Here is a 13,245-nt window from a genome sequence, read left to right as displayed (position 1 = left end):
GATTTCCGAACGGAGAAAGATCTATGAGCCTTAATCCGAGAGACGTTGTCGTCGTCGATTGCGTGCGGACTCCGATGGGTCGTGCCAAAAACGGCTGTTTCCGCAACGTTCGCGCCGAGACTCTGTCCGCTGCGCTGATTGAAGCACTGTTTGAGCGCAACCCGAAGCTCGACCCGAAAGAAGTAGAAGATGTGATCTGGGGCTGTGTAAACCAGACCAAGGAACAGGGCTTTAACGTGGCACGGCAGATTTCGTTGCTGACCCGTATCCCTCACGAGTCCGCTGCCCAGACCGTTAACCGTCTGTGTGGTTCCGCCATGAGCGCCATCCACACAGCTGCCCAGGCTATCCAGACTGGCAACGGTGATGTGTTCATGGTGGGTGGTGTCGAGCACATGGGCCACGTACCCATGACCGCTGGCTTTGACCACAACCCGGCTGCGTCCAAGTACACTGCCAAGGCCTCCAACATGATGGGCCTGACTGCAGAAATGCTGGCGAAAATGCACGGCATTACCCGTGAGCAACAGGATGAGTTCGGTGCCCGTTCCCATCGCCTGGCTCACGAAGCTACCGTTGAAGGCCGCTTCAAGAACGAAATCGTTCCGGTTGAAGGTCATGACGAAAATGGCTTTGTGAAGCTGATCGAAGAAGACGAGACCATTCGTCCGGAAACCACGGCTGAGTCCCTCGGCCAGCTGCGTCCGGCGTTTGATCCGAAGAACGGCACGGTCACTGCCGGTACTTCCTCCCAGCTGACCGACGGTGCCGCTGCGATGGTGCTGATGTCAGCCGAGCGGGCAGAAGCCCTGGGCCTGAAGCCGATCGCCAAGATTCGCAGCATGGCAGTTGCCGGCTGTGATCCCGCGATCATGGGCTACGGTCCGGTTCCGGCTACCAAAAAGGCGCTGAAGCGTGCAGGCCTGAAAGTCGAAGACATCGACTTCTGGGAACTGAACGAAGCCTTCGCTGGCCAATCCCTGCCGGTTCTGAAAGATCTGAAACTGCTGGGCGTCATGGAAGAGAAGGTCAACCTGAACGGCGGCGCGATTGCCCTGGGCCATCCGCTGGGCTGCTCTGGTGCCCGTATCTCCACCACACTGCTGAATGTTATGCAGGCCAAAGGCGGTAAGCTTGGTGTTTCCACCATGTGTATCGGTCTTGGTCAGGGCATTGCCACTGTGTGGGAGCGCCTCTGATCGGTTGATCCGAATCAGTAACGCTCATCAGGAGGCCCGGCTTTTGCCGGGCCTTCCTGTTTCAGGGCCTGGTGTCTGCTGCTGATATTTGAAAAAAAGGCTGATTGAAATCAAAGAATGGGTTGTCTTGCAATTGTTGACCCTGTAAAACAGTGAGCCTATACACAATGGCAGCTCTGTGTTTTCCAGTTGCCTGATTTTTATGCGAGTTTACGGTTTGTTCAGCTATTAACCGAATTATCGCCAAGGATACAGATCTCCGATATGGGTAAAAGTCTCGTTATTGTCGAGTCACCAGCGAAAGCGAAGACCATCAACAAGTACCTGGGCTCGGATTTTATCGTTAAGTCCAGTGTTGGCCACATTCGTGACCTGCCTGTCAGTGGTAGTGGCAGCCAGTCAGACCCGAAAGAACGGGCAAAGCAGGCCGCCGCCACCCGCAAGATGAGCCCGGAAGAAAAAGCCGAGCACAAGAAGCGTAAGTCACGGGAGCAGCTGGTTGCCCGCATGGGCGTAAACCCTGATGACGACTGGAGCGCCCGCTACGAGATACTGCCCGGCAAGGAAAAAGTTGTCAGCGAGCTCAAGCGATTGGCCAAATCCGCCGACCACATCTACCTCGCAACGGATTTGGATAGAGAAGGGGAGGCCATTGCCTGGCACCTTCAGGAGACCATTGGTGGCGAACCCGAAAAGTATCGCCGGGTGGTGTTCAATGAAATTACCAAGCGAGCCATTCAGGAAGCGTTCAAAGACCCTGGAAACCTCGATAACAACCGTGTAAATGCCCAGCAGGCGCGCCGGTTTCTGGATCGTGTCGTGGGTTATATGGTGTCTCCGCTGTTGTGGGCAAAGATTGCCCGGGGGCTGTCTGCCGGCCGGGTGCAGTCTGTTGCCGTTCGGTTGATTGTTGAGCGGGAGCGGGAAATCCGGAAATTCGTACCGGAAGAGTTCTGGCAGCTGCATGCGGATCTGACCGCAGATGGTTCCGCAGACCCAGTGCGGTTCGAGGTTACGCGTTACAATGACAAACCCTATCGCCCGGTAAACGAGGCTCAGAGCAAAGAGCACGTCGATCGCCTGAAATCCGGCGGCTTCAGGGTTTCAAAGCGGGAAGACAAGCCGACACGCTCACGCCCGTCGGCGCCGTTTATTACATCCACGCTCCAGCAGGCGGCGAGCAATCGCATGGGCTTCAGTGTCAAGAAAACCATGATGCTGGCCCAGCGCCTTTATGAAGCCGGTTTTATCACCTATATGCGTACTGACTCCACCAACCTGAGTCAGGATGCGGTAACGGGCTGCCGTGAATTTATCCAGAAGCAGTTCGGAGATCGCTATTTGCCGGACAGCCCCCGTTTGTATGGCAGCAAGGAAGGCGCTCAGGAGGCCCACGAAGCGATTCGTCCTACTGACGTATCCCGCAGGCCTACGGATATAAGCGGCCTGGAAAAAGACGCTGAGAAGCTTTATGACCTGATCTGGCGTCAGTTTATTGCTTGCCAGATGGCGGATGCCGAGTTCCTGAGTACGTCCATTGTGGTCGCCAATGGCGATTATGAGCTCCGAACCCGTGGTCGTATCGTCAAGTTTGACGGCTTCCTGAAAGCTGCGCCCCAGTCTGCCAAGAAAGATGAAGATGTGGCTCTGCCCGATATTAAGGTGGACCAGTCGCTGGATCTGAAAAAGCTGGACCCAACCCAGCACTTCACCAAGCCCTCACCAAGGTATACCGAAGCCAGCCTGGTTAAAGAGCTGGAGAAGCAGGGTATTGGCCGGCCTTCCACCTATGCTTCGATCATCTCTACCATCCAGGACCGTGGCTACGTTCGGCTTCAGAATCGCCGTTTCTATGCCGAGAAAATGGGTGAAATTGTTACCGAACGGCTGGCAGAGTCCTTCCCGAACCTGATGGATTACGATTTTACGGCTCGTCTTGAAGGTGAGCTGGACGAAATCGCAGAGGGTGATGTTCAGTGGAAGAAAGTGCTGAACGATTTCTACGCCAAGTTCCGCAATCAGCTCGAAAGCGCTGAGAAGTCTGATGGCGGCATGCGTGCCAACACCCCGACAGAGACAGACATATCCTGCCCGAGCTGCGGCCGTAATATGCAGATTCGCGTGGCCAGCACCGGTGTGTTCCTTGGCTGTTCCGGTTACTCATTGCCGCCCAAGGAGCGTTGCAAGACGACCATCAATCTGGTCTCTGGCGACGAAGTGGTCAGTGCTGATGAGGATGTGGAAGGCGAGGGCGAAACCCGCTTGCTGCGCAAGAAGCGCCGGTGCCCGAAGTGTGGTACTGCCATGGACAGCTACCTGATTGATGAGAAACGCAAGCTGCACGTTTGCGGTAATAATCCGGATTGTTCTGGCTATGAAGTCGAAGAGGGCAGTTTCCGCATCAAGGGTTATGACGGGCCGACACTCGAGTGCGATAAGTGTGGCTCGGAAATGCAGCTGAAAACCGGTCGATTTGGCAAGTATTTCGGTTGCACCAATACCGAGTGCAAGAACACTCGCAAATTACTCAAGAACGGCGAGCCGGCCCCGCCCAAAATGGACCCGGTACCCATGCCGGAGCTTCAGTGCCAGAAAGTGGATGACACTTATGTGCTCCGTGATGGTGCTTCCGGCCTGTTCCTGGCTGCCAGCAAGTTCCCGAAAAACCGGGAAACCCGCCCACCGCTGGTGATGGAAATCAAGCCACACCGGAAGGAAATCGATCCGAAATACGATTACCTGATGGACGCCCCGGAGAAGGATCCCGAGGGTAACCCGACGGTGATCCGTTATAGCCGGAAGTCCAAAGAGCAGTACGTGATGTCGGAACAGGATGGCAAAGCCACCGGTTGGTCCGCCTGGTACGAAAACGGCCGCTGGGTGCCCAGGGACAAGAAGAAGTGATTTTTTGCCACGGACGTGTGTGTCCGTGGCAAATCATTATTTCTTACGAAGCCTCTGAATCAGCGAAGACGTATCCCAGCGGTTTCCGCCCATCTCCTGCACATCTCCGTAGAACTGGTCCACCAGCGCCGTTACCGGCAGTCTGGAGCCGTTTTTGCGGGCTTCTTCCAGGCAGATAGCCAGGTCCTTTCGCATCCAGTCCACCGCAAAACCGTGCTCAAATTCGCCGTCAATCATGGTGCCGGAGCGGTTTTCCATCTGCCATGACTGCGCGGCCCCCTTGGAAATCACGTCAACCACTTTGCGTACATCGAGCTCTGCCTGTTCGGCAAAGTGCAGGGCTTCTGACAGGCCCTGAACCAGACCGGCAATGGCAATTTGATTGACCATCTTCGTTTTCTGGCCGCTACCCACCGGGCCCATCAGGTTGAGTGCCCGGGCATAGCATTGGAGTATCGGTTGAACCTTCCGGAAATCTTCATCATTTCCGCCGCACATAATGGTTAAAAGCCCGTTTTCAGCCCCTTGCTGGCCGCCGGATACCGGGGCATCAATGAAACCCTGACCCTTGGCCTGCGCGGCTTCAGCCAATGTCTCGGCAATGCCGGCAGAGGCCGTAGTGTGGTCTACCAGAATAGCGGTGCTCGGCGAATTGCTGATGATCCCCTCAGGGGCCGTGTAGACCTCTTCAAGGTCTTTGTCGGCGCCAACGCAGGTCAGTACCACATCGGCATTGTAGACCGCTTCTGCAATACTGTTGCAGGCTTTTCCTGGGTACTGTTTCGCCCATTGCTGAGCCTTTGCGCCACTGCGGTTCCATACGGATACGTCTTGGCCGGCTCGGGCCAGGTGACCGGCCATCGGATAGCCCATTACGCCAAGCCCGATAAAAGCGATGGTTGCCATGGTCTGCTCCTTGTCATCGTTGGATTGGGAGAGTTTTGTATTGCCATGATACGAAAAAAGCCGCTGGGTCAGCGGCTTTTTTCATTTCCGGGCAATCCGAACGGATTACTTCTTCGGATAGTCGCGCTTTGGCGAGCCGGTATACAGCTGGCGCGGGCGGCCGATGCGGTAGTTGCCGCTGACCATCTCGTTCCAGTGGGAGAACCAGCCAATGGTGCGGGACATTGCGAAGATAACGGTAAACATGGACGTTGGAATACCGATGGCCTTCAGGATGATGCCGGAGTAGAAGTCGACGTTCGGGTAAAGCTGGCGCTTTACGAAGTACTCGTCTTCCAGGGCGATCTTTTCCAGGCGCTGGGCGATCTTCAGCAGTGGGTCGTTCTCCAGGCCCAGTTCGCTCAGCACTTCGTGAGCGGTTTGTGCCATAACCTTGGCGCGTGGGTCGAAGTTCTTGTACACCCGGTGGCCAAAGCCCATCAGGCGGAAAGGATCATCTTTATCCTTGGCCTTGGCGATGAACGTCTCAATGTTGGACTCGTCACCGATTTCAGCCAGCATGTCCAGAACCGCCTCGTTTGCGCCACCGTGTGCGGGCCCCCAGAGTGCTGCGATACCGGAAGCGATACAGGCATAGGGGTTAGCACCGGTAGAGCCGGCCAGGCGGACGGTGGAGGTAGAGGCATTCTGCTCGTGATCGGCGTGCAGAATGAAGATCTTGTCCATGGCGTTGGCAAGAACCGGGTTCGGCTTGTACTCTTCACACGGTGTGCCAAACATCATGTGCAGGAAATTTTCAGCGTAAGAGAGATCGTTACGCGGATACATGAATGGTTGGCCAACGGAATACTTGTAGCACCAGGCCGCGATGGTTGGCATCTTGGCAATCAGGCGATGAGCTGTTACTTCACGCTGTTTGGGGTCGGTTACGTCCATCTGGTCGTGGTAGAACGCAGACAGGGCGCCAACAACGCCACACATGATAGCCATCGGATGCGCGTCACGGCGGAAGCCGTTGAAGAAGTTGCGCATCTGGTCGTGCAGCATGGTGTGGTTTTTGATGGTGTCGTGGAAGCGCTTGTTTTCGTCTTCGCTGGGCAGCTCGCCGTTCAGGAGCAGGTAGCACACTTCAAGGAAGTCAGATTGCTCGGCCAGCTGGTCAATCGGGTAACCGCGGTGCAGCAATACACCTTTGGCGCCATCAATGTAGGTGATGGCGGATTCGCAGGCTGCAGTGGATACAAAACCCGGATCGTAGGTAAAAACGCCTTCCTGGACTAGGCCGCGTACGTCGATAACGTCAGGGCCGACGGTGCCGGAATAAACCGGTAGCTCAATGGACTTATCTCCCACCGAGAGCGTGGCTTTCCTGTCGGTCATGGTGCTCTCCTGTTTGATTAGCTGTAACAGCTTTTCTGCATATGTAGATGCGCCAGAAAGCGCGTATTATCGCAAAACTGGCGGCAAAATATAGGGCGTCAGCCTTTTTTGTCAATGCACAAGTCTCGAAAAGCGGCAATTTAAATTTCCCGTGTAAATGAGGGATATCCGGAATAACGGTGCCAAACGGGTGAAATTGAATTTGTCAATAATGCTTATAGAGGGTGTGGGGCGCCTGTGGCCAAGGCTTTGGGCGTTGTTGCAAGTTTGTAATTACCGGGGTGTCTCCTTATAATCCGTAGCCCGGAATCGGGGATGAACCTCAATGTACGCTTCAGCATAGCAAGCTACCGGGTTACCATCCGCCCTCCTGAACCAATCGGTTATCGGTCTCGTATCGATCCTCCGATCCCAACATACCAACCATCCGCAGCCGGTTTTCGGCCCTGCGGAACCAAGAGAGAGTGTGAGAGCGCTGTGAATAGCAAACGACCAGTAAATCTCGATCTCGGCAAGTTCCATTTCCCGCTGCCTGCCATCACGTCGATCCTGCATCGCATCAGCGGCATCATCATTTTCGTTGGTGTTGCCTTCCTGTTGTACGGCCTGGATCTCTCCCTGTCCGGAGAAGATGGTTTCGCCCGGGTGAGCGAACTGCTGGACAGCTTCCTGGCGAAGCTGATTATCTGGGGCATCCTGTCTGCTCTGTTGTACCACCTGGTTGCGGGCATTAAACACCTGCTGATGGATATGGGTATTGCAGAAGAGCTTGAGAGCGGTCGCCTCGCCGCGAAGATCACTGTTGTGGTTTCCATTGTTCTCATCATTCTGGCAGGAGTCTGGGTATGGTAAGCAGCGTAACTAACCTCGGCCGCAGTGGCGTTTTTGATTGGCTGATCCAGCGTGTCACTGCCTACGTACTGGCTATTTACACAGTGTTTCTTCTGGGCTTCATGGTGATGACAGACATCAACTATGAAACCTGGAGCGCGCTGTTCGACCAGACCTGGTTCCGCATTTTTACCCTGTTGGCACTGCTTTCCCTGGGTGCCCATGCATGGGTTGGTCTCTGGACTGTGACGACTGATTATCTCAAATCCATGGCGCCCCGTTTCCTTGTGCAAGCGCTGTGCGGTCTGACCATGTTTGTGTACCTGATCTGGGGCATTCAGATTCTTTGGGGGCTTTAATCGATGGCTAACATCAAGACCATGTCTTACGACGCGATTGTTATCGGTGGCGGCGGTGCCGGTATGCGAGCCGCCCTGCAGTTGACCGAGACCGGCGTCAAAACTGCGTGTATTACGAAAGTATTCCCGACTCGCTCGCACACTGTATCCGCCCAGGGTGGGATTACCTGTGCGATCGCAAGTGCCGATCCCAACGATGACTGGCGCTGGCACATGTACGATACCGTCAAGGGTTCCGACTATATCGGTGACCAGGACGCCATCGAATACATGTGTTCTGTGGGCCCCCAGGCAGTATTCGAGCTGGAGCACATGGGCCTTCCGTTCTCCCGTACCGAGCAGGGCCGTATCTACCAGCGTCCGTTCGGTGGACAGTCCAAGGGTCCGGATAACCCCACCCAGGCCGCTCGTACCTGTGCTGCTGCGGACCGTACCGGTCACGCCTTGCTGCACACTCTTTATCAGGCCAACCTGAAGGGCGGTACCACCTTCCTTAATGAGTGGTATGCGGTTGATCTGGTCAAGAACAGCAAGGATGAAGTGGTTGGTGTCGTAGCCATCGAGATCGAAACCGGTGAAGTGGCGTACATCAAATCCAAGGCTACTGTCCTTGCTACTGGCGGTGCTGGTCGCATTTATGCCTCCACCACCAATGCGATGATCAATACCGGTGACGGCATTGGCATGGCGCTGCGAGCCGGCTTCCCGGTGCAGGATATGGAAATGTGGCAGTTCCACCCAACCGGTATCCACGGTGCTGGCACCCTGGTTACTGAAGGTTGTCGGGGTGAGGGCGGTTACCTGATCAATTCTGAGGGTGAGCGTTTCATGGAGCGTTATGCTCCGAACGCAAAGGATCTTGCTGGCCGTGACGTGGTCGCGCGTTCCATGGTTCTGGAAATCCTGGAAGGCCGTGGTTGTGGTCCCGAGAAGGATCACGTATTGCTGAAGCTGGATCACCTGGGCGAAGAAACCCTGAACCTGCGCCTGCCGGGCATTTGCGAACTGTCCCGTACCTTTGCGCACGTTGATCCGGTGAAAGAGCCGATCCCGGTCGTTCCGACCTGTCACTACATGATGGGTGGTGTTCCCACCAACGTGGGTGGTCAGGCACTGACTCAGGACGAAAACGGCAACGATAAACCGATTCCCGGCCTGTTTGCCTGCGGTGAGGCTGCCTGTGTATCGGTACACGGCGCCAACCGTCTGGGTGGTAACTCCCTGCTGGATCTGGTGGTCTTCGGTCGTGCGGCTGGCCTGCACATTGAAGAGCAGCTGCGCGGCGGTTTCGAGGTTGATGGTGCCAGCGAAGAAGACATCAAACGCGCCATGGCCCGTCTGGAGCGTCTGGATAGTGCTTCTGAAGGCGAAGATGTGGCTAAGGTCCGTAAGGATCTGCAGAACTGCATGCAGCTCTACTTCGGCGTGTTCCGCGATGGCGACAGCATGGAGAAGGGTATCAAGCTGTTGGAAGAAATCGGCGAGCGTGTACGCAAAACCAAGTTGGCCGATACCAGCAAGGCGTTCAACACCGCGCGTATTGAAGCGCTCGAGCTGGATAACCTGTACGAAGTTGCATACGCCACCGCCAAGTCTGCGATCGAGCGTAAGGAAAGTCGCGGTGCCCACGCCCGTAACGACTTCACTGAGCGTGACGACGAGAACTGGCTCAAGCACTCCATGTACTTCCCGCTGGACAAGCGTGTTGGCAAGCGTGACGTGAACTTTGCACCGAAAACGGTTCCGACTTTCCAGCCGAAAGTCCGGACCTACTAAGGGGGTATCCTGAAAATGTTGGTAAGCCTGTATCGCTACAATCCGGAAACCGATAATGCCCCTTACATGCAGGATGTAGAGGTTGAGATTCCGGAAGGTAAAGACCTGATGGTCCTTGATGTTCTGAACCTGGTGAAGGAGAGGGATCCTTCCATGAGCTATCGCCGTTCCTGTCGGGAAGGTGTCTGTGGCTCTGATGGTATGAACATGAATGGCAAGAACGGCCTGGCTTGTATCACTCCGGTGTCGGATGTGGTCAAGAATAACAAGCTGGTTCTGCGCCCGCTGCCTGGTTTGCCGGTGATCCGGGACCTGGTGGTCGACATGAGCCTGTTCTACAAGCAATATGAAAAGGTGATGCCGTACCTGGTGAATGACACCCCGGCACCCGCCATTGAACGCCTGCAGTCTCCGGAAGATCGTGAGAAGCTGGACGGCCTGTACGAGTGTATTCTCTGTGCCTGCTGTTCCACGTCCTGCCCATCGTTCTGGTGGAATCCGGACAAGTTCATCGGCCCGGCTGGCCTGCTGCAGGCCTACCGCTTCCTCGCGGATAGTCGTGATACCGCACAGGCGGAGCGTTTGGCCAATCTGGATGACCCGTTCAGCGTCTTCCGCTGTCGGGGTATCATGAACTGTGTCAGTGTTTGTCCGAAAGGCCTGAACCCCACGAAGGCAATTGGCCACATTCGGAACCTGTTGCTGCAGCGCGCTACCTGAGCGCAAATTCTGTAGCACCAGCTATACTGGTGTTTCGGCACCAGTTTAGTACCCCGAAGGCCTCGCATTACGCGGGGCCTTCAACCAAAGGCTTATAGTCAAAGGTCTTAATGGAGTGCAAACTTAGGCCCGCTGCTTCGGTTGACTTATCCAGGATGCCGGGCAGCGTTGCCGAGTATAAAAAATCACTGGGGACGGAAAACATCCTTGCTGGGTGTGGTGGCCAAAGTCATGCCGTAATAACCCGTATTGACTGTGAATTACCCCTGGCCGACCATACCGGCTCCCCCGCACCAGCCCAAGGTGAGCTATTCAAAATGCACGAAAGCATCATGGAGCAGTTATGGCAGACTTCCCACCTGCAAGGTGGCAATCTGGCCTATGTTGAACAGCTTTTTGAAACCTACCTGACAGACCCCAACGCCGTTCCTGAAGAGTGGCGAAGCTACTTCGACAAGCTTCCCAGTGTTGATGGCTATCATGGCCGCGACATTGTCCACTCAACCATCCGCGAACAGTTTGAGCATATCTCCCGCAATCAGCGTTTCCTGGCCAGCAGTGGCGTACCCGCCAGTGCCACCTCAGATGCCGATAAAAAGCAGATTCGTGTTCTTCAGCTGATCAATGCGTTCCGTTTCCGCGGACACCAGGAATCCAAGCTTGACCCTCTGGGTGTCTGGCAGCGTGAGTCTGTTGAAGATCTCGAGCCGTCTTTCCACGAGTTGGGCGAGTCGGATCTTGATCTGGAATTCCAGACCGGTTCACTGAACTTCGGTTCCGAAACGATGAAGCTCGGCGACATCGTGCAGGGCCTGCGCCAGACTTATTGCGAGAGCATCGGTGCTGAGTACATGCACGTGGTAGATACTCGCATCAAGCGTTGGTTTCAGCAGCGTATGGAGCCGGTGCGCTCGCGCCCTGAGTACGAAGCTCAGACCCGCAAGCATATCCTGGAGCGTCTGACAGCTGCCGAGGGCCTGGAAAAGTACCTTGGCTCCCGCTATCCGGGCGTAAAACGCTTTGGTCTGGAAGGTGGCGAAAGCCTGATTCCATGCCTGGATGAACTGATCCAGCGTGCAGGCTCATACGGCGCCAAGGAAATTGTTCTGGGGATGGCCCACCGTGGCCGCCTCAACGTGCTGGTTAATACTCTCGGCAAAAACCCGAAAGAACTGTTTGATGAATTTGAGGGCAAGAAGCTCGCGGATTCAGGCTCCGGTGACGTGAAATATCACCAGGGTTTCTCTTCCAACGTGATGACACCCGGTGGCGAAGTGCATCTGGCCATGGCGTTTAACCCGTCGCACCTGGAAATTGTATCTCCGGTAGTGGTGGGCTCTGTACGCGCCCGTCAGGATCGCCGTGGCGATACCGACGGCAGCAAGGTTGTGCCGATCGTCATGCACGGTGACGCAGCGTTTGCGGGTCAGGGTGTTGTGATGGAAACCTTCCAGATGTCCCAGACCCGGGGCTTCGGTGTGGGTGGTACCATTCACATTGTGATCAACAACCAGGTGGGTTTTACCACCAGCCGGCAGGAAGATGCGCGCTCGACTGAATACTGCACAGACGTCGCCAAAATGGTTCAGGCGCCGATTCTGCACGTAAACGCAGACGATCCTGAAGCGGTGATGTTTGTTACCCAGATGGCCATGGATTACCGCAACGAATTCAAGCGGGATGTGGTTATTGATCTGGTGTGCTACCGCCGCCGCGGTCACAACGAAGCCGATGAGCCGGCTGCTACCCAGCCGCTCATGTATGAAAAGATCCGTAAGCTCAAGACCACTCGCAATCTGTACGCAGACCATCTGGTTGAAGCTGGCGTGATTACTGAAGAAGAAGCCAAGCAGATGGAAACCGACTACCGCGATGCGCTCGATAAGGGCGATCACGTGGTCAAATCGCTGGTGAAAGAGCCCAACAAAGAACTGTACGTGGATTGGGCTCCGTACCTTGGTCATGAGTGGACCGCCAAGTGCAAGACCAGTGTGGCTCTGAAGACCATCCAGAAACTGGGCAAGAAGATTACCGAGGTGCCTGAAGGCTTCAGCATTCAGCGTCAGGTTTCCAAGATCGTCAATGATCGCGAGAAGATGACGGCCGGCGCACTCTCACTGAACTGGGGCTACGGTGAGATGATGGCTTATGCCACCTTGCTGAATGAAGGTCACCCGATCCGCCTAACCGGTCAGGACGTGGGGCGGGGCACTTTCTCCCACCGCCACGCTGTTCTGCATAACCAGAAAGACGGGTCTACCCATATTTCCCTGCAGAACCTGAAAGACGAACAGCCCAAGTTCGATATCTATGACTCGCTGCTTTCCGAAGAAGCGGTTATGGCATTCGAATATGGCTATTCCACCACCACGCCGGACGCACTGATTGTCTGGGAAGCCCAGTTCGGTGATTTTGCCAACGGCGCCCAGGTGGTCATTGATCAGTTCCTGACCAGTGGTGAGCACAAGTGGGGCCGTCTGTGTGGCCTGACGCTGCTGCTGCCCCATGGTTATGAAGGCCAGGGACCGGAGCACAGTTCGGCGCGTCTGGAGCGCTTCCTGCAGCTGTGTGCGGAGCACAACATCCAGGTTTGCGTGCCCACCACGCCATCCCAGGTATTCCATATGCTTCGTCGGCAGGTCAAGCGCCCGCTGCGTAAGCCGCTTGTGGCTATCACCCCCAAGAGCCTGTTGCGTCATAAAGAAGCCATTTCCGGCCTCGATGATCTGACCTCCGGTACCTTCCAGACCGTTCTACCCGAGAAAGAGCCTTCTGATCCCAAGAAGGTGTCCCGACTGATTATGTGCAGCGGCAAGGTCTATTATGACCTTCTGGAGAAGAAAAAGGCGGATGAGCGAGACGACGTCGCCATTGTCCGGATTGAGCAGCTGTACCCGTTCCCCGGTGATGATCTGGACGAGCTCCTGGCCCAGTATCCCAAGCTCAAGCATGTGGTGTGGTGTCAGGAAGAGCCGATGAACCAGGGTGCCTGGTACTGCAGTCAGCATCATATGCGTAACGCGCTGCAGCGCCTGAACCCCAAGTTATACCTTCAGTATGCCGGTCGTGAGGCTTCTGCTGCTCCTGCCTGTGGACACATGTCTGTTCACATCGAAGAGCAAAAGAAACTGGTTAACGACGCGTTTGAAATCTGACGAGCTACCGAACTA

General features: G+C 55.5%; 9 protein-coding genes. 7 read left to right on the top strand and 2 right to left on the bottom strand.

The window, feature by feature from the left end:
• The first annotated feature begins 23 nt into the window (after nucleotides 1-23).
• Nucleotides 24-1,199, top strand: a complete 1,176-nt coding sequence (gene fadA, locus ACNSOI_RS10760) for an acetyl-CoA C-acyltransferase FadA (protein WP_106695880.1) — start codon at nucleotides 24-26, stop codon at nucleotides 1,197-1,199.
• 264 nt (nucleotides 1,200-1,463) lie between these two features.
• On the top strand, nucleotides 1,464-4,103 hold the full coding sequence (topA, locus tag ACNSOI_RS10755; protein ID WP_106695879.1) for a type I DNA topoisomerase: 2,640 nt from the start codon (nucleotides 1,464-1,466) through the stop codon (nucleotides 4,101-4,103).
• 36 nt (nucleotides 4,104-4,139) lie between these two features.
• Here the strand turns inward: topA and ACNSOI_RS10750 are convergent, their stop codons facing one another.
• Together ACNSOI_RS10750 and gltA are read right to left on the bottom strand one after the other, a co-directional pair.
• The gene (locus ACNSOI_RS10750; protein WP_286250075.1) at nucleotides 4,140-5,009 is read right to left on the bottom strand and encodes an NAD(P)-dependent oxidoreductase; all 870 of its coding nucleotides are present in this window, start codon (nucleotides 5,007-5,009) and stop codon (nucleotides 4,140-4,142) included.
• Nucleotides 5,010-5,114: 105 nt separating this feature from the next.
• Complete coding sequence (gene gltA, locus ACNSOI_RS10745) at nucleotides 5,115-6,389, bottom strand: citrate synthase (protein WP_061332175.1); 1,275 nt, start codon at nucleotides 6,387-6,389, stop codon at nucleotides 5,115-5,117.
• 477 nt (nucleotides 6,390-6,866) lie between these two features.
• On the opposite strand from gltA, the gene sdhC reads away from it, so the two are divergent.
• From sdhC to ACNSOI_RS10720, 5 genes are all read left to right on the top strand, one after another.
• The gene (sdhC, locus tag ACNSOI_RS10740) at nucleotides 6,867-7,241 is read left to right on the top strand and encodes a succinate dehydrogenase, cytochrome b556 subunit (protein ID WP_058091197.1); all 375 of its coding nucleotides are present in this window, start codon (nucleotides 6,867-6,869) and stop codon (nucleotides 7,239-7,241) included.
• Nucleotides 7,235-7,579, top strand: coding sequence for a succinate dehydrogenase, hydrophobic membrane anchor protein (gene sdhD, locus ACNSOI_RS10735; RefSeq protein ID WP_061332176.1), 345 nt, complete (start codon nucleotides 7,235-7,237; stop codon nucleotides 7,577-7,579). Before sdhC ends, sdhD begins: the two co-directional genes overlap by 7 nt.
• 3 nt (nucleotides 7,580-7,582) lie before the next feature.
• The gene (gene sdhA / locus ACNSOI_RS10730; protein ID WP_058091184.1) at nucleotides 7,583-9,355 is read left to right on the top strand and encodes a succinate dehydrogenase flavoprotein subunit; all 1,773 of its coding nucleotides are present in this window, start codon (nucleotides 7,583-7,585) and stop codon (nucleotides 9,353-9,355) included.
• Nucleotides 9,356-9,370: 15 nt separating this feature from the next.
• Nucleotides 9,371-10,075 carry a succinate dehydrogenase iron-sulfur subunit gene (locus ACNSOI_RS10725; protein WP_058091183.1) on the top strand — a complete coding sequence of 235 codons (705 nt, stop codon included), beginning with the start codon at nucleotides 9,371-9,373 and terminating at the stop codon, nucleotides 10,073-10,075.
• Nucleotides 10,076-10,392: 317 nt separating this feature from the next.
• Nucleotides 10,393-13,230, top strand: coding sequence for a 2-oxoglutarate dehydrogenase E1 component (locus ACNSOI_RS10720; RefSeq protein ID WP_061332177.1), 2,838 nt, complete (start codon nucleotides 10,393-10,395; stop codon nucleotides 13,228-13,230).
• Nucleotides 13,231-13,245 lie beyond the last annotated feature (15 nt).

Origin of the sequence: Marinobacter sp. GH_1 (assembly GCF_048595985.1) — a bacterium.
Classification (GTDB): domain Bacteria; phylum Pseudomonadota; class Gammaproteobacteria; order Pseudomonadales; family Oleiphilaceae; genus Marinobacter; species Marinobacter shengliensis.
This window is presented reverse-complemented; position numbering and strand designations above follow the sequence as displayed.